Genomic DNA, 17814 nt, shown 5'->3' with positions numbered 1-17814 from the left:
AAAATAATTTATAAAGAATGTACGCCTAATATATAGTTGGGGTTAGGGGGCAAAATAATTTATAAAGAATGTACGCCTAATATATAGTTGGGGTTAGGGGGCAAAATAATTTATAAAAAACGTACGCCTAATATATAGTTAGGGGTTAGGGGGCAAAATAATTTATAAAAAACGTACGCCTAATATATAGTTAGGGGTTAGGGGGCAAAATAATTTATAAAAAACGTATGCCTAATATATAGTTAGGGGTTAGGGGGCAAAATAATTTATAAAAAACGTACGCCTAATATATAGTTAGGGGTTAGGGGGCAAAATAATTTATAAAAAACGTATGCCTAATATACAGTTTACTCAATTGATAAATCTCAGATGAAACCAAATCAACAAAAAAATCCCTTAAAAAGATGGTTGAGTTTAAATTGGGAACGACCAGAACGATCGCATAATCCCGACGTAAGAGATTTTTGGGTCAATTTATTAGACTATCCTAAAGATCAAGTCGTCACAGAAGATAAAGCGGGAGGAGGGTATCCAGACTTTAAATTTCTTACTGATGAAAAAATTCCTTGGGTAGTAGGAGACTTAAAAAAAGATGATCGTTATTTGACCACAGAAACTGGACGGGAAACACTTTGGACAGAAAAACGAAAATATGTCGAAGGATTAACTCGTTATTTAGTTTTTCTCACCGCTAACTACTTGTGGGTCATTTTACCAACAGGAGAAACGATAGAAGGGTTAGAAGCGCCGATCGATTTATCAGCAACTAACCTTGATCATCTCAGAGAAACCCTTTATTTTTTATCCCATCGACAAGCGAAACACTCTCGACAATGGGAGATATTTTTAACAGGAGAAATTGCTTATAGTTATCTCAAACTCGATGATAACACCACCTTAGAACAGTTGAAGAAAGATTTACGATCGAGCTTTGCGGAGTTAAATGAAAGTAGCGATCGAGCGTTAAAACTCCTCTTTGCTCAATATCAAGACTATCATCAACAAGAAGCAGAAATCAAACGAAACTTAGTGGGAACTGGAGAATCCCAAAGACGGGCTTTAATTAAACTAAAAAATGAGTTTCAACTCGCGCGATCGATCTTCGATGAAATTCTCCCCACATTTGAAGAACAATATGGTCGAGAAGTCAACACAAACAGCAATCAACAAGCCAAAAAAAAGATTCAAGAAGCCTTTATTTCTGATTCAGTTGCGGTTTTAATTGCGCGAGTTTTATTCTTAAGATTATTAGAAGACTTAAACCTAGTAAAAAAACGGCGTTTATCCAATGGCGGCTTAAAAGATTGGGCAGAATTTGTCGAGAATTTAACAGGAGATGCCAGCGCCTTAGTGCGTTTAGTGGGAGAAGACTTAGGAAAAATTTATCAAGAACCCTTTGCCAGAAATCTATTTGATTGGCTATATCAAACCCATGAAAACATTAATCCGCCCTTACAAAGGTTAATTTTGCGGTTGAATGCTTATGACTTTTCAGGATTATCAGAAGAAATTTTAGGAGATATTTATCAATCATTTTTACCCCCAGCAAAACGGAAACAATTAGGAGAATTTTATACCCCAGCCTCGATCGTTAATTGGTTACTAGATCAAACTGTATTCAGTCACTAACCTGGAAGAATAATTGATCCAGCTTGTGGGAGTGGTTCATTTTTAGTGCGTTATGTTCATCGTTGTTTAGAAGATGCAAAACAACGCGGATTAGATCAGAACGAAGTTTTAGAAGACTTAAAACAGACCGTTTGGGGCTTTGATTTAAATCCCTTCGCCGCCTTTATTAGTCACTTTCAACTAACTTGGGCTTTTTTGCGTTATCAACCGAAAAATCAACCCCCGTTGATTCACGTTCATAACTTAAATAGTTTTCCGATCGCGCTTTAGGATTAAACTTTTCTCAATGGACTCCTGAAGCAGTCACCCCGCAACATTTAACTCTCAATGGGAATCGCATCGAAACTGACTCCTTTTATTTAGAAGTTGCTGACGCTGATCTCGCCACATTAGTTTATAAACTTCTCACCCTCAACGCGGAAGAAAACAGCAGTATTTCCAGAAAAGTGATCCAAAAACTTCTCATCCCTCAAAATTATCCCCAACTCATGGCAGAATATCAACAGCGTTCGCTTCACTTGCAGCAAGTGGAAGCCGACTTTTTCGCCGTGTTGGATAAAATTGATCACACTGTTTATGAATGGTTTGGATTAAGTGATCAGGAAAAAACTCACATTGAACAAAGACTTTCTAGCTTTCCCCTCAATCAACTCCAACCTCGCTATCCTTGGGATAACGTCAAACCTAAACCGATTAAAGCCTATACCGAAGATCGATTTGCTTAGTGAAAACCCATGAATATGATTAACTTTTTTTGGAAACGCTTCTTTCTCCTTATTATCCCTTTTCTTCTCACCAGTTGCGTTAATTATGATGTGGGAATTGATATTACTGGCTTACATCGAGGGAAAATCATTCAACAGATTGAACTAGGAGAACAATTAACTAGCTTTAGTCAAGCCGATATTGAAGACTGGTTAGGAAGTTTGCAAAATCGATCGAAACAACTCGGAGGAGAAACCAAACGACTCTCTCCGCAATCTGTACAATTAACCATTCCCTTCGCCAACATCCAACAGTTAGAAACCAAGTTTAATCAATTTTTTAATCCCAACACCAACACCCAACCCCCTAGCGAATTAGTGCGACTGAAATCACAACTAACCACCCAACAGAAAAACTTTCTACTCTTTCAGCGCACTCAACTTAAACTTAACGTTGATTTAACCGCATTAGGGACAATTAAAAGCAAAAACTCTCAGATAACTGGTACAAATTCTCTCTTAGACTTAAAATTTCGTCTGAAAACGCCTCAAAATCCCAAAATCATTACTCCCGACTCAACGGATCAATCTTTCCTGAAACAAATGGACAAAGAAACGATATGGTATTTACAACCAGGAGAAAACAATGAAATAGCAGTCGTCTTCTGGTCAGTCGAACCATTGGGTTGGGGTGCAAGCGCGATCGTTGCTATAGTTTATATCGGTTTGCGATTCAAATATCCTCACTCCCCTTGTGCCCAATCAGATTCCTAATTTATGGTTTCAGTATGTTTAAATCCCCTTCTCGTCAAAAACTCCGTACTGGTAAGAAAAAGCCCAAGAAAGGTTTATCTCCCCTGTGGATTCTTCTTTCCTTTCCCTTATTATTGATTATTTTAGAAGTATCCGCTCGGCTCTTTTTTAGTTTTACAGGAAAACCGCCCCGTTTAGCCAGTGAACAAGATAACTCCCCTCTCTCTCAAGCCTATCAATTAGAGTTTTTGACCAATAACAAACCCATTCAGGGCTTACCCGAAGGGGGAAAATTAAAAATTGAACGAAACCCCGTTTTAGGATATCAATTAGTTCCGAACCAAGAAAGTCAATTTTGGCGCATTAACGAACAAGGATTAAGAGAAGAAGTTTCGATCCCTCAAAATAAGCCTAGTGATGAAATTCGTGTTTTTATCATGGGTGGATCAAGTGCGTTTGGTTATCGCACCGATAGCAATCAAAGCACGATCGCCGCTAAACTTGAACCTCTCCTCAACGATCGAGTCGCCCAACAGCGCAACCAACCCAATCAATATCAGCCAGAAGTTCTTCCCTACTTCCAATCCGATCGCGTGCGACTCCTACAAAAAATCCCTCGTTTGCGAGAAGGAAACTATCAAGTCATCAACGCCGCCATTCCAGGTTACGCTTCTGGCAATCAACTCGCCCAACTCGCCCTTGAAATTCTCCCCTATGATCCTGATTTAATTATCGTCATCGGCGGTTACAAAGACTTAATGTTGAATAGCGAACAATCCTTCGCCGATCTCCCCCTCATTGACACTTATCTCAGTGATGCCCCTCAACATTTTCGCGATTATTTGCGTAAACCCCTCAACAATTGGGCGCAAAAAAGCGATTTAGTCCAAATTGCTACTGCATGGATGGAAACTCCTCCCATTCCCACTACCCAAAGCACCCTTGTTCTTGATCAAAATCCCAGCGAACCTTTAGCCAATTATCTTCCCCAACAACCCAGCGAATTAGTAGAACGAGTGGAACGGTATCGCCAAAATAGCATTCAAATGGTACGTCTTGCCGCCGGTGCGGGTGTTCCCCTCATTAGCGCCGTTCAACCTGAAATTACTGGACGCGATTTAGAGAATCTTCCTCGACAGGAACAAGAAATTATCAATGAACTGGGAACTGATTATATCCAAGAAGTGCAAAACGCCTACACGGAACTGAGAAAAGCCAACGCCCAACTTCAACAAACTTTTCCTAACAACGTCAATAGCGTGAATCTTTATCCCATTTATTCTGATTTCTCTAATCAGGCTTTTACTGATCCCATTCACCTCACTTCCGAAGCCAACTCGATCGCCGCCCAACGTCTCTATGAAGAAATCGTCAATATGCCAAAACTACAAATCACTCCCAGAGAACCTAGCACTTAGGGTACAGCAGGAAAAAGTAGTAGGGTGGGCAAGGCAAACCCTACTGATCGACTTATGTCGGTATGGTTTGGGAGTCGGGAATTGGGAGTCGGGAGTCGGATTTGATCGATATAACGAATAGATGTTGGGTTTCGCTTCCCTCCACCCAACCTACTTTCTCTTAAATCAAATCACCTGAGAAAGGGAAAATCTGTAGCAGACTTTATGATATTAGTAAACTTCATCATGAGTACCAATATCAATTAAAAGAATCTCTTCTTCTAAAGTTTCACTTTGCTCAAACCGAAAAACAATCGTTAAGTTCTGTAATAACTTCCTCAACTCCTCCTCTAAACAAATTACCTTGTTTATAATCTTGCTGCGCTTTAGTGATATTAGTCGCAATTTCGTCTCTTCTTTGCTCAACCCTCCGCTGCCGAACAATGTTAACTAAATCTTCTTGTTCATCAGGAGAAAGACAATCAATCATTTCTAGAATCTCATTGAATTGCGTCGTTTGACTCATAACGAATTTGCCGTTGCGATAACAATACTTTTTCAAAATGGTATCGTTTGCAATTACATATCAACTTTTTTTGATATATTAGTAGTAGGGTGGGCAATGCCACCTGAGAAAGTAGTAGGGTGGGCAAGGCAAACCCTACTTTAAGTTCCCCCAAAATTGGGGGTTAGGGGGCTAACCTATCAACTGCAATTACATATCAACTTTTTTTGATATATTAGAACGGTACGGGTAGCAAATCAGCAACATGACCCTCAATAGTCAAACCAACGAAAACGCCCCGCAAGCAGGGGGAAAACTGACCTTTTTCGAGCGCTATCTAACCGTTTGGGTGTTTTTCTGCATCATTGGTGGAATTATCTTGGGAAGAACTTTTCCCCAAGTGGCACAGACGCTAAACAGTATTCAAATTTATCAAGTCTCGATTCCCATTGCCGTGTGCTTATTTTTCATGATGTATCCCATCATGGTTAAAATTGACTTTTCCCAAGCCGTAGAAGCCGCCAAAACCCCGAAACCGGTACTCCTGACATTAGGGATTAACTGGTTAGTGAAACCCTTTAGCATGGTTTTATTTGCCCAGTTTTTTTTAGGCTGGTTATTTCGTCCACTAATTGAAGGAACAGAGATCGTTCGTGGCGGACAAGAAATTGCGATCGCCGACTCCTACATTGCAGGAACAATTTTATTAGGAATTGCCCCCTGTACCGCCATGGTTTTAATGTGGGGCTATCTTTCCTACGGTAATCAAGGACATACCCTTGTCATGGTGGCGATTAATTCCCTCGCCATGCTATTTATTTACGCCCCGTTAGGCGGTTGGTTATTACAAGCCAATCAGATGGTTGTGCCTTGGCAAACAATGGTTCTCTCCGTCATTATCTATGTCGGTTTACCCCTAGCGGCGGGAATGTACACCCGTTACTGGATATTTAAGAATAAAGGAGAAGACTGGTTTAACCGTTACTTTCTCAAATATCTCAGCCCCATCAACACCGCAGCGTTACTTTTTACCTTAATCCTTCTCTTTGCGTTTCAAGGAGATGTAATCGTCGAAAATCCCTTTCATATTGCCTTAATCGCTGTTCCCCTTTTCATCCAAACTAACTTTATTTTCTGGATTACTTACATCACGGGTTGGAAGTTGAATTTTGCTTATGAAGATGCCGCCCCAGCTGCTTTAATTGGTTCGAGTAATCACTTTGAAGTTGCGATCGCCACTGCGGTGATTTTGTTTGGCTTAAATTCAGGGGCTGCGGTTGCCACTGTCGTTGGGGTTTTAATTGAAGTTCCTGTGATGTTGATGTTAGTGGAATTTTGTAAGAAAACCGCTTTCTGGTTTCAGCGCGAACCCGATAAAGCCACCTTACTTGATCCCCGTTGTATTAAAGGAGATTATAAGAACACATGAGCAATCATCCACCGAAAATTTTATTTCTTTATGGTTCATTAAGAGAGCGATCGTATAGCCGCTTACTTGCCGAAGAAGCGGCCAGAATTTCCTACACAAGGGCGAACCCTAGCGTTAATGCAGGTGAGTGGCGGTTCTCAGTCTTTTAAGGCCCTTAATACCATGCGGTTATTAGGTCGCTGGATGCGGATGTTTACGATTCCCAATCAATCTTCGGTGGCGAAAGCCTATCAGGAGTTTAATGAGGATGGAACGATGAAAGAGTCTCGTTATCGCGATCGAGTCGTGGATGTGATGGAAGAACTTTATAAGATTACTCTCCTCATGCGCGGTCATGTCGATTATCTCACCGATCGATACAGCGAACGCAAAGAAAAAGCACAGCAAGAAGTTACAGAAACTGCCAACAAAGCCACCTCTTAACACCATGAAAAACCTTATATTTGTCTGTAAAAAAAACTCCTGTCGTTCCCAGATGGCAGAAGGATTCGCACGAACGACGATCTGCGATGGTAAGATCAAAGTCGCCAGCGCTGGTTTAGAAGCCTCACGAGTGCATCCCACAGCGATCGAGGTGATGTCAGAAATCGGAATAGATATCACTCAGCAAACCTCAAACCCCCTCAATGAATTTAATCCCGAAGACTATAACATCGTAATTTCCCTCTGTGGATGTGGAGTTAATTTACCTCCTGAATGGGTAACAAGAGAGGTGTTTCAAGACTGGGAATTAGACGATCCAGACGGACAACCTTTAGACACTTTCCGCCGCGTGCGAGACGAAATTAAACAGCGTGTGGAACATTTGATTACTAATTCTTAAATTGTTAAGTTTCGTCTCCTTCACCTCACCTACTTCTGATTACTGATTACTGATTGCTGTTGGGTTTCGTAAACTTCACCCAACCTACAACTAGCCTACTGGTCACTGGTCACTGATCACTGATCACTGGTCACTGATCACTGGTCACTGGTCACTGGTCACTGATCACTGGTCACTGGTCACTGGTCACTGATCACTGGTCACTGGTCACTGATTAAAGCAGATTGTAACAGTTCTTGACAAAACGACTAAACTTGCAACGTCGCAATGATAGCATTCCCATAAATGTCTTTATTTTAGAAAACTGATCATGAGTGAATTACTTTCTGGACAAACTCCTATATTTGGCGGAAGCACTGGCGGCTTATTAACCGCAGCCGAAACCGAAGAAAAATATGGTATTACTTGGACTAGCTCCCAAGAACAAGTGTTTGAAATGCCCACTGGTGGCGCTGCGATCATGCGGGAAGGGGAAAATGTTTTCTATTTTGCCCGCAAAGAGCAGTGTTTAGCATTGGGAACACAACTGCGGACTAAGTTTAAACCCAAAATTGAAGATTTCAAAATTTACCGCATTTATCCCAATGGAGAGTTAGAATATCTTCATCCTAAAGATGGTGTCTTTCCTGAAAATGTTAACGAAGGTCGTCCTTACATGGGTAAAATCGATCGAAAAATCGGTTCTAACCCTGACCCAGCGACGGTTAAATTCTCTGGAAAAGAACCTTACGAAGTTTAATTTCATCAAGATAAATTCCTAATTTTCAAATCCCCAGCCGTTTTGGTTTGGGGATTTTTTATGAATCATATCGCTAGATTTTACGACAATTGATTACAATATAGCAGTTCTAATTCATTTGTAAAAAGTTGATCAACCGTTCCCCCTGATCATTGGGGGGTTAGGGGGGATTAATTTACAATTCATTTGGGATTGCTATATAGCGGTTTTCACGCTTCTTGGGGTACATTCTTGATTGGGGTTCTTTGTTACTTATTCTTTGATGAGTTGCCAAATAACGAATAACGAATAACATTCACCGACTCAGTTTGTACCTCAGCAGACTAATAAACGCGCTTATGATGAATTTTAATAATGATTTGAATGATGGCTTTTTATCAAGAAGGGACAACACTTAGACAAATTGCATGGCAAGTTTTAGAAACGGTTTGGAAAGCATTTCCAACTTTAGAAAAAAATCAACTTGCTTTAACTTGGTTGGTGTATGGTGAGGAATTACAGGGCTTTAATTATCGCGGTGGAGAAGTGTTTTATGCGGCGAGTTTGGTGAAGTTATTTTATCTAGTCGCAGTACAAGAATGGCGACAACGAGGGATAATTGCCGACTCCCCAGAACTCGATCGCGCGATTCGGAAGATGATTATTAATTCAAGTAACGATGCAACCAGTTTAGTGGTTGATACTCTAACGGGAACGACCAGTGGCCCCGAATTATCTCGTAATGGTTTCCTCACTTGGAAATCGCAACGGAATCTGGTTAACCGTTACTTTCAATCGTTACGTTGGGAAGAATTAGAACCGATCAATGTCAATCAAAAAACATGGGGAGAGGACGCTTACGGAAGAGAAAAGGCTTTTTTAGGAGACAACCGAGAAAATGAAAATCGACTGACCACCGATGCTGTGGCGAGGCTATTTCATAATATTATTACAGGTCAAACGGCGCGATCGCGCGACAATCTAGAATTACTGTCCCGTTCCCTCCCTGTTTCCCCTCCCGAAACTGGCGAAGAAAATCAAATCACAGGCTTCTTAGGCGAAATTCTCCCCCCAGAAGCACAACTCTGGTCAAAAGCAGGTTGGACAAGTTGGGTGCGCCATGACAGCGCTTATATTCAACTCCCCGCTTGTCCTCCCTATTTACTGGTCGTGTTTACCCAGAGACCGCCCTCAGCGCCCGATCGAGCATTACTCCCCTTTATCTCCCAACAAATTTTAGACGCACTTAAAAAAGAAAAAGAGAAATTCCAAAAACATTAAAGAATTGTTACTACACCGTGATATGATTTCTCGTGGTTCGTTTAAGTAACGTCATCAATCTCAACCCAAACTAAGCAAAAAAATCGTGAGTACCCAGATGTCAGCCCCAGACACCACCGAAACCACTGCCAACCCATCAGAAAACACACCATCTGATCCAAAAATGACGGAGTATTATCAACTCCAACGTAACCTGTATCTAGTGATGTTGGGTTTAACGGTCGTGATTTTCGCGTCAGTGTGGGTCGCTTATAGCTTGCCAACGGCTCTCAACTACCTACTGGGGTCTTGTGCAGGATTACTCTACTTTCGGCGTTTAGCGCGGGATATTGAAGGGATGGGAAACGGTGGATTTCAATTGGGAGGCGCTCGTCTCGGCATTTTTATCGCTGTGATGATTATCGCTACCCAAATTAAAACCCTTTCGATTCTCCCAGTCTTTCTTGGGTTTTTGACTTACAAAGCAGCCATCATCGTTTACGTTATCCAAACGACCCTCTTCCAAGAATAAAGGGGTCAACGGTGTAAACTTATTGTGTTCGATTACGGGGAAATTTGCTCCATGACCTTGTTAGACGGCTTAAACGTCATCCCTGCTTTCCCCCTCGCTGCTGAACTAGAAGTGGGGGAACACTTCTACTGGCAAGTTGGCAACTATACAGTTCACGGACAAGTGTTTATCACCTCCTGGGTCGTCATTGCCATCTTACTCATCGCCAGTTTCTTCGGGACTCGCAATCTGGCGCGAGTTCCCAGTGGGGTGCAGAATTTTTTAGAATATGCTTTAGACTTTGTGCGAGACATTGCCAAAACCCAAATCGGTGAAAAAGAATATCGCCCTTGGGTTCCGTTTGTGGGAACATTATTCTTGTTCATATTTGTTTCTAATTGGTCGGGTGCGCTAGTTCCTTGGAAAATCATTGAAATTCCTAGTAGCGAGTTAGCTGCTCCCACGAACGATATCAACACAACGGTCGCCCTTGCACTCTTAACCTCCGCTGCCTACTTCTATGCGGGGCTGAGTAAACGTGGTATCGGTTACTTTAAAAAGTACATCGAACCCACACCGATTCTGTTACCCATTAACATTCTCGAAGAATTTACTAAACCCCTCTCCCTCAGCTTCCGACTTTTTGGTAATATCCTTGCTGATGAGTTGGTTGTTGCGGTATTAGTGCTACTGGTGCCTTTGTTCGTGCCTTTGCCCGTTATGGCTTTAGGACTCTTTACCAGCGCAATTCAGGCTCTCATTTTTGCCACTCTCGCAGGAGCCTACATTGGGGAATCTCTCGAACATGGGGAAGAAGAATAAGCAATTTGTGCAAAACACTTGCTTAAAATCCCATTTCATGACAATTCTGTTAGTATCCGTCTTTACGGATTTTCGATCGACACTCAAATCACCTTAATTAACAACGAGGAAAAAAAACTATGGATTCTTTAACTGCTCTCGCTTCCGTTTTCTCTGCTGCTCTCGCGGTTGGTTTAGCCTCTATCGGCCCTGGCTTAGGACAAGGAAACGCTGCTGGTCGTGCGTTAGAAGGGATTGCTCGTCAACCCGAAGCAGAAGGCAAAATTCGCGGGACTCTCTTGCTGTCCTTAGCATTTATGGAAGCGTTAACGATTTACGGTCTGGTTGTAGCACTGGTTTTACTCTTTGCTAACCCCTTTGCGTAAACCCTAAAAGTCTTGAGGGTGGGACAGTCCCATCCTCATGCCCATTGATGTAAGCGTAAACGACAATCACCATCTAAAAATGACAAACTGGATGATTTTACTAGCAGCAGAAGCAGCAGAAACCGAAGGGGGACTGTTTGATTTTGATGCGACCTTACCCTTGATGGCGATTCAATTTTTGATTTTGGTCGCCTTGATGAATGTCTTGTTCTTTAAGCCTTTAACAAAGGTTTTAGATGAACGGGCTGAGTATATTCGCAAAAACCTCAATGAAGCTAAGGAAAATGCGAAAAAGTCAGAAGAATTGGCTCAAAAATTTGACGAACAGTTAAAAGAGGTTCGTCGTGAGTCTCAAGAAATGATTGCTCAAGCCCAAGCTGAGGCGCAAGAACAAGCTGCGAAAAATGTTGCTCAAGCGCAACAAGAGGTACAGGCGCAACGGGAAAAAGCCACTGCCGAAATTACAGAGCAAAAAGAGCAGGCTTTCCAGTCCCTAGAGTCCCAAGTGGATACCCTCAGTCGGCAAATTTTGGAAAAATTAGTCGGTGCGGACTTAGTGAAACGCTAAGACCGTTAAGAAAGACAAACAGACGATAAAAGGACATTATTAGATGATCATGGGGATGTTTTCTTACTTCCTCGCAGAAGCAACCGAAGCAACCGAGGAAGGCTTTGGACTCAATTTTGATATTCTTGAGACCAATATTATTAACTTAGCGATTATTATCGCCGTTTTATTTTTCTTTGGTCGTAAATTTTTGGGAAATAATCTCTCACAACGTCGCTCTGAAATTGAAGAAGAGATTGCCGATGCTGAGAAACGAGCGCAAAAAGCAACCGCAGACTTAAAAGCAGCGGAACGCAAACTCGCAGAAGCCCAAAAAGAAATCGAGAATATTCGTCAATCAGCCCAAGAAAGCGCTCAAAAAGCAAAAGAGCGTATTTTGGCGGAAAATGCCAAAGAAGTGGAGCGGATCAAGGAAGCTGCTGTGCAGGATTTAGACGCGGAACGAGAACGAGCAGTAACAGAAATTAAACAGTATATTGCTCGTTTGGCTCTGAAAAAAGTGGAGTCTGAACTCACAAATAATTTGGATCAATCAGCACAAGAGCAGTTGATTGACCGCTCTCTAGCCCAATTAGGAGGAGAGAGATGAGAGAAAATACTTTGATGAGTGCTGAGGTGGTTGAACCTTATGCCTCGGCTTTGATGTCTTTGGCGGATTCTCAAAATTTAATCGAACGCTTTGGGAATGATGCGAAAGAGTTACTCGCAGCGTTGAAAAGTTCACAGGATTTAAAGCAGTTTTTAGCTAATCCTGTGATTAAAATTGATGATAAGAAGGCGGTTTTACGTCGCATTACTGGCGAAGGATTACATCAGTACTTGGTGAACTTTTTACAGTTGGTGGTGGATAAGAAACGAACCGCTTTTTTAACGGGGATTTTGGAACAGTTTTTGGCTTTAGTGCGCGATCGCACTTCGACGGTGTTAGCGGAAGTGACATCGGTCACCGAGTTAAGCAACGAGCAGCGCGATCGGGTCAAAGAAAGAGTCAAAGCCATGACCAATGCTCAAAACGTGGAATTAGAAACCACACTTGACCCCAGCTTAATTGGTGGAGTAGTGATTAAAGTCGGTTCACAAGTTCTCGATGCCAGTTTGAAAGGACAACTGCGTCGCATTGGTTTCAGCCTTGAAACCACAGTCTCATAAAAAACAAAAGTTGATGAAACAGTAAGGGTAAAGGAATTATGGTTAGCATCAAGCCAGACGAAATTAGCAGCATTATTCGTCAACAGATTGAAAACTACGATCAAAGCGTACAAGTTTCCAATGTGGGAACCGTGTTACAAGTCGGTGATGGTATTGCTCGGATTTATGGCTTAGATCAAGTCATGGCTGGGGAATTAGTGGAATTTGAAGACGGTACAGTTGGCATCGCCCTAAACTTGGAAGAAGACAACGTGGGTGCGGTGTTAATGGGTAGTGGTCGCGGGATTCAAGAAGGAAGTTCCGTTAAATCCACTGGACGCATCGCCGAGATTCCTGTGGGTGAAGCGTTAAAAGGTCGCATTGTTGACTCTTTAGCCCGTCCCATTGATGGGAAAGGTGAGATTAAAAGCGATTCCAGTCGCTTATTAGAATCAGTAGCGCCAGGAATTATTGAACGGAAATCGGTGTATGAACCGATGCAAACCGGGATTACCGCGATCGACAGTATGATCCCGATCGGTCGGGGACAACGGGAGTTAATTATTGGCGATCGGCAAACGGGAAAAACCGCCGTTGCCATTGACACCATTATTAACCAAAAAGAAGAAGATGTGGTTTGTGTCTATGTCGCGATCGGGCAAAAAGCCTCCACAGTCGCACAAGTCGCCGCCACCTTAGAAGAACGCGGTGCGTTAGATTACACCGTAATTGTCGCAGCGAATGCCAGTGATCCTGCAACCTTACAATATCTTGCGCCTTACGCAGGTGCGAGTATTGCCGAGTATTTCATGTATCAAGGCAAAGCAACCTTGGTCATTTATGATGACTTAACCAAGCAAGCGCAAGCCTACCGTCAACTATCGCTTCTCCTCCGTCGTCCTCCAGGTCGGGAAGCCTATCCAGGAGACGTTTTCTATCTCCACTCTCGCTTGTTAGAACGGGCGGCAAAACTCAATGAGGAATTAGGGGAAGGCAGCATGACCGCACTGCCAATTATTGAAACCCAAGCAGGGGACGTTTCGGCGTACATTCCGACTAACGTGATTTCCATTACCGATGGACAAATTTTCCTCTCCTCAGACTTATTTAACTCTGGATTCCGTCCAGCGATTAACGTGGGGATTTCCGTTTCCCGTGTCGGTTCTTCGGCACAAATTAAAGCCATGAAGCAGGTAGCGGGTAAACTGAAGCTAGAATTGGCTCAATTCTCTGAGTTAGAAGCATTTGCTCAGTTTGCTTCCGATTTAGACCAAGCCACCCAGAAACAATTAGCACGGGGTCAACGTTTACGGGAGATGCTCAAACAGCCTCAGAACTCTCCTTTATCCGTGACAGAACAAATTGCAGTGGTTTACTCTGGCATTAATGGTTATCTCGATGACCTTCCTTTGGAAAAAGCCAATGACTTTGTACAAGGGTTAAAGGATTATGTCACCAACAATAAACCGCAGTTTGCTGAGATCATTCGTGACAAGAAAAAACTGGTGGAAGAAGCAGAAACCTTGTTGAAAGAAGCGATTTCGGAATACAAGGAAACCTTTAAGGCTTCGATGGATTAGGAATCAGGAATCAGTGATCAGTGACCAGTGACCAGTGACCAGTAATCAGTAATCAGGAATCAGTGACCAGTGACCAGTGACCAGTGACCAGTAATCAGTGAAGAGTGAATCAATAATCGATCAATCTTTCGCTTTTACTAATGAGGTTTGAGAACTACTGGTAACTGGTAACTGTTTAACTGGTAACTGAAATGGTAACTGCTTAACTGGTAACTGAAATGGTAACTAAGAAATAACCGTATTATAAGCAGAAAAAATTATGGCAAACTTAAAAGAAATCCGCGATCGGATTGGTTCAGTTAAAAATACTCGTAAAATCACAGAAGCAATGCGTCTTGTGGCAGCAGCGAAAGTGCGACGGGCGCAAGAACAGGTCAGTTCCACTCGTCCTTTTGCCGATCGGTTGGCACAGGTGCTTTATAATTTACAAACGCGGCTGCGGTTTGAAGATGTTGATCTGCCCTTACTGGAGAATCGAGAAGTAAAAACAGTGGGATTATTGGTCGTGACAGGCGATCGAGGCTTGTGTGGTGCTTATAATGCCAATGTGATTAAAAGAGCGCGTCAACGGGCGCAAGAATTAGAAGCAGAAGGAATTAATTACAAATATGTATTAGTGGGTAGCAAGGCGAGTCAATTTTTTAAACGTCGTCAAGCCCCGATCGCAGAAAGCTACACCAACCTCGAACAAATTCCCACCGCAGAAGAAGCCTCAAACATTGCCGATCAACTGTTATCCTTATTCTTATCGGAAAGCGTCGATCGCGTCGAGTTAATTTATACCAAATTTGTCTCCTTAATCAGTTCTCGTCCTGTGATTCAAACCTTGCTGCCCCTTGATCCGCAAGGATTAGAAGTCTCCGACGATGAAATCTTCCGTTTAACCACCAGAGGCGGCGATTTTGACGTTGAACGAGAAACCGTAGAAAGCGAAACTCGTACCCAAGACTTCCCACGAGACATGATTTTTGAACAAGACCCCGTTCAAATTTTAGACGCACTGCTTCCACTGTATCTAAACAACCAATTATTACGAGCATTGCAAGAATCCGCCGCCAGCGAATTAGCCTCACGGATGACTGCAATGAACAACGCCAGCGATAATGCCACAGAATTGATTAAAACCCTTACCTTGTCCTATAACAAAGCACGTCAAGCCGCCATTACTCAAGAAATTTTAGAAGTGGTTGGTGGCGCAGAAGCCCTCGGTGGCTAATTCATTTTAGAAACCAAGCCTTCTCTTATTGTCCTCTCTCCTTGTGGGAGAGGTTTTTATCTAGCGTCCTGAGTAGATGTAGGTTGGGTAGAGACATTCCATGGAACGTCTCTACGCGAAACCCAACATTCAATTAGTCATTGGTCACCGTTATTTTTGATTAACAATCATCGCTCAAATCAGAAGAAATCAGAGAACTTAAACGGGACTCATTTCTTTCCCTAACGTATTTTTTTCTCGGAAAAAGCGAATCATTTTTTGATCTTGACCTTTAATATCAGGTTCGGGTAATTGTTTATAATTGGTGTTGGGTTTCGCTTCGCTACACCCAACCTACTTTTTATCATTGATTGAGCGAACCTGATATAATATGGTGAATCAACCATCTAGTAAGAAAATGAGATAACTCGATCGTCACAAATCGATCGCCCTCAGCGAATTTATCGGCAATTTCCTTCACTTCTCCCGTCAATTTGTCATGGATTTTCTTATGTTCTTGATAGGAAGGATATTCCTGTTCACGCATCAGCTTTTCTTCCATGGCGAAATGTTCCACTTTTTTCTGCTAATTTTATTTTAAAACAAATCATTCAAAATCGAAAAAACTCTGACTAAATTCCGTAAAAATGCGGAATTAATTATTGTAAACAAATCAGAATTAAAGAGTAATTTGAGGAGAAACCACAGCCATTCACCGCAACGAGAAAGATGGATTTTTATCAGTAAAATTAACGAATCAGAAAAAATCCAAGACTTACACAGTTGAATGAATTTCGCTCCCCTAATCCGCCAAAGTTGAGGGGATAAACTCATAAAGTCCACCAGAATTGCGGAATTTAGGGGCAAGTGCGTAACTCCTGAAATCGATCGAACGACACTCTGTCAAACCCTAAAACTTGTTTAAATACAGAAATAAATAGCGAAACTTCTAGATAAGATGTAACAGTGCTTAATCATTCTGACGAGAGGAACAATGGATTTTTTATCAGACTCGGTTGTCTTATCACGGATGCAGTTTGCTTTAACCGCAATTTTCCATATGTTGTGGCCCGTGTTAACGACTGGAATGTCAATTTATTTGGTGGTAGTCGAGGGAATGTGGCTAAAAACCCGTAACCCTGACTATTACTATCATGCTCGATTTTGGTCAAAACTCTATGTCCTCAATTTTGGCATTGGTGTTGCCAGTGGTTTACCCATGGAGTTTCAGTTTGGAACGAACTGGGCGCCGTTTTCAGAAGCCGTCGGAGACTTTTTTGGTAGCATTTTGGGCTTTGAAGCCTCGATGGCTTTTATGCTAGAGGCGGGATTCCTTGGCATTATGCTATTTGGTTGGGGAAGAGTTCCCCCTGTCATTCACTACATGGGAACGATTATGGTCGCCTTTGGGGCGAATTTATCCACATTTTGGATTCTCACCGCCAATTCTTGGTTACAAACCCCAGCTGGCGGTGAAATTGTAGATGGGAAGTTTGTGGTGACAGACTATTTCCAAGCCATTTTTAACCCGTTTATGGTGAATAGTGTTCTCCATATGTTTTTTGCCACTCTAGAAACATCTTTGTTTGTCATTGGCGGCATTAGTGCGTGGTATATTCTCAGTCGCAATGAACGTTATCAACAGTTTTTTGCGCGATCGTTTAAGATTGTTTTAGCCTGCGCGATCGCGGTTGCTCCCTTACAAATTTACATCGGACATCTTAGCGGCGAACAGGTATATCACCGACAACCGACAAAAATGGCAGCAATGGAAGCGCAATGGGAAACCGCCCCAGGAGGACAACCCGCCGATTGGAGTTTACTCGCCATTCCTAACACCAAAGCCGAACGCAACGACTGGGAGATTTCCATTCCCAATGGTTTAGGATACATTCTAGAATTTAAGCAAAATTTATCAGAACCCGTACAGGGGTTAAAAGAATGGAAACCTGAAGATCGTCCTGGCATGGTAGGCTTAATCTACTATTCGTTTCGGATCATGGTGGGAATTGGCTTTCTTCTCGCAGGTTTAATGGCAGTAACCGTAATACAATGGTTACGAGGAAAACTCGCACCGCCACAAATTGGGAATCAAAAATGGTTACTCATCGGTTGGATGTTTGCTGCACCATTGGGTTATATTGCGATCGAATCGGGTTGGATTGTGCGCTGTGTCGGACGACAACCTTGGACGATGTACGGAGAAATCCGCACTGTTGACGCTGCCTCTAACCTGCCGCCACAAGAAATTCTCACCTCTCTGTTAGCGTTTACAGGTGTGTATAGCCTCTTGTTGATTTCCGCCCTTTATTTTGGCAGTCGCATCATTCGTCAAGGCCCCAACTTTGATCTACCGATTCCCAAAGAATCCTTAGCACCGACTCCTGTTGAGCATACACCCGATCGTCGCCCTGTGGAAAATTAGTC

At 42.4% G+C, this 17814-nt stretch carries 20 protein-coding genes and 2 pseudogenes; 19 read left to right on the top strand and 3 right to left on the bottom strand.

The annotated features are described in order from the left end of the window. Positions 1–369: 369 nt before the first annotated feature. The 5 genes from DACSA_RS21830 (at position 370) to DACSA_RS17685 (ending at position 4504) form a co-directional block, all read left to right on the top strand. The gene (locus tag DACSA_RS21830) at positions 370–1629 is read left to right on the top strand and encodes a type I restriction-modification system subunit M (RefSeq protein WP_015231056.1); all 1260 of its coding nucleotides are present in this window, start codon (positions 370–372) and stop codon (positions 1627–1629) included. 45 nt (positions 1630–1674) lie between these two features. After that, a complete protein-coding gene (locus tag DACSA_RS21825) occupies positions 1675–1899 on the top strand; it encodes a hypothetical protein (protein WP_015231055.1) in 225 nt (74 codons plus the stop codon). 176 nt (positions 1900–2075) lie between these two features. Beyond that, positions 2076–2354 (top strand): hypothetical protein, encoded by a 279-nt coding sequence (locus DACSA_RS21820; RefSeq protein ID WP_041235578.1) that lies wholly within the window; start codon positions 2076–2078, stop codon positions 2352–2354. Between the two features lie 9 nt (positions 2355–2363). After that, positions 2364–3107, top strand: coding sequence for a DUF3153 domain-containing protein (locus DACSA_RS17690; protein ID WP_015231053.1), 744 nt, complete (start codon positions 2364–2366; stop codon positions 3105–3107). 14 nt (positions 3108–3121) lie between these two features. Then, entirely contained in the window at positions 3122–4504 is a 1383-nt protein-coding gene (locus DACSA_RS17685; protein ID WP_015231052.1) for an SGNH/GDSL hydrolase family protein, read from the top strand. 210 nt (positions 4505–4714) lie between these two features. On the opposite strand, the pseudogene DACSA_RS23145 reads toward DACSA_RS17685, so the two are convergent. Beyond that, positions 4715–4798: pseudogene (locus DACSA_RS23145) on the bottom strand (type II toxin-antitoxin system YafQ family toxin); the annotation flags it as partial. Further along, on the bottom strand, positions 4782–5009 hold the full coding sequence (locus DACSA_RS17680; protein WP_015231051.1) for a hypothetical protein: 228 nt from the start codon (positions 5007–5009) through the stop codon (positions 4782–4784). The pseudogene DACSA_RS23145 and the gene DACSA_RS17680, both read right to left, overlap by 17 nt. A 244-nt stretch (positions 5010–5253) precedes the next feature. Here DACSA_RS17680 and arsB point away from each other — a divergent pair, with 244 nt between their 5' ends. From arsB to DACSA_RS17615, 13 genes and pseudogenes are all read left to right on the top strand, one after another. Beyond that, positions 5254–6417, top strand: coding sequence for an ACR3 family arsenite efflux transporter (gene arsB, locus DACSA_RS17675; RefSeq protein ID WP_015231050.1), 1164 nt, complete (start codon positions 5254–5256; stop codon positions 6415–6417). Continuing rightward, positions 6414–6840: pseudogene (locus DACSA_RS17670) on the top strand (hypothetical protein). Before arsB ends, DACSA_RS17670 begins: the two are co-directional and overlap by 4 nt. A 4-nt stretch (positions 6841–6844) precedes the next feature. Beyond that, entirely contained in the window at positions 6845–7240 is a 396-nt protein-coding gene (gene arsC, locus DACSA_RS17665; RefSeq protein WP_015231049.1) for an arsenate reductase, glutathione/glutaredoxin type, read from the top strand. 310 nt (positions 7241–7550) lie between these two features. After that, positions 7551–7979: a photosystem I reaction center subunit II PsaD gene (psaD, locus tag DACSA_RS17660; RefSeq protein ID WP_015231048.1), complete on the top strand. Its 429-nt coding sequence runs from the start codon at positions 7551–7553 to the stop codon at positions 7977–7979. Positions 7980–8345: 366 nt separating this feature from the next. Then, positions 8346–9239: a serine hydrolase gene (locus DACSA_RS17655; RefSeq protein WP_015231047.1), complete on the top strand. Its 894-nt coding sequence runs from the start codon at positions 8346–8348 to the stop codon at positions 9237–9239. 85 nt (positions 9240–9324) lie between these two features. Then, a complete protein-coding gene (locus DACSA_RS17650; RefSeq protein ID WP_232225124.1) occupies positions 9325–9750 on the top strand; it encodes an ATP synthase subunit I in 426 nt (141 codons plus the stop codon). Positions 9751–9801: 51 nt separating this feature from the next. Next, positions 9802–10551, top strand: a complete 750-nt coding sequence (atpB, locus tag DACSA_RS17645) for a F0F1 ATP synthase subunit A (RefSeq protein ID WP_015231045.1) — start codon at positions 9802–9804, stop codon at positions 10549–10551. Between the two features lie 119 nt (positions 10552–10670). Then, on the top strand, positions 10671–10916 hold the full coding sequence (gene atpE / locus DACSA_RS17640) for an ATP synthase F0 subunit C (RefSeq protein WP_015231044.1): 246 nt from the start codon (positions 10671–10673) through the stop codon (positions 10914–10916). 79 nt (positions 10917–10995) lie between these two features. Further along, entirely contained in the window at positions 10996–11484 is a 489-nt protein-coding gene (locus DACSA_RS17635; protein WP_041235576.1) for a F0F1 ATP synthase subunit B', read from the top strand. Positions 11485–11527: 43 nt separating this feature from the next. After that, a complete protein-coding gene (locus DACSA_RS17630) occupies positions 11528–12073 on the top strand; it encodes a F0F1 ATP synthase subunit B (RefSeq protein ID WP_015231042.1) in 546 nt (181 codons plus the stop codon). Next, on the top strand, positions 12070–12633 hold the full coding sequence (gene atpH / locus DACSA_RS17625) for an ATP synthase F1 subunit delta (RefSeq protein ID WP_015231041.1): 564 nt from the start codon (positions 12070–12072) through the stop codon (positions 12631–12633). The genes DACSA_RS17630 and atpH overlap by 4 nt, the downstream gene beginning before the upstream one ends. A 38-nt stretch (positions 12634–12671) precedes the next feature. Further along, a complete protein-coding gene (atpA, locus tag DACSA_RS17620) occupies positions 12672–14192 on the top strand; it encodes a F0F1 ATP synthase subunit alpha (protein ID WP_015231040.1) in 1521 nt (506 codons plus the stop codon). A 259-nt stretch (positions 14193–14451) separates the two neighbouring features. After that, positions 14452–15408, top strand: a complete 957-nt coding sequence (locus DACSA_RS17615; RefSeq protein ID WP_015231039.1) for a F0F1 ATP synthase subunit gamma — start codon at positions 14452–14454, stop codon at positions 15406–15408. 343 nt (positions 15409–15751) lie between these two features. Here the strand turns inward: DACSA_RS17615 and DACSA_RS21815 are convergent, their stop codons facing one another. Continuing rightward, on the bottom strand, positions 15752–15964 hold the full coding sequence (locus DACSA_RS21815) for a hemerythrin domain-containing protein (protein ID WP_071880341.1): 213 nt from the start codon (positions 15962–15964) through the stop codon (positions 15752–15754). Between the two features lie 417 nt (positions 15965–16381). Between DACSA_RS21815 and DACSA_RS17600 the strand changes: the two genes are divergently transcribed. After that, positions 16382–17812, top strand: coding sequence for a cytochrome ubiquinol oxidase subunit I (locus DACSA_RS17600; RefSeq protein ID WP_015231038.1), 1431 nt, complete (start codon positions 16382–16384; stop codon positions 17810–17812). Positions 17813–17814 lie beyond the last annotated feature (2 nt).

It is taken from the genome of Dactylococcopsis salina PCC 8305, from assembly GCF_000317615.1.
Lineage (GTDB): Bacteria > Cyanobacteriota > Cyanobacteriia > Cyanobacteriales > Rubidibacteraceae > Halothece > Halothece salina.
This window is presented reverse-complemented; position numbering and strand designations above follow the sequence as displayed.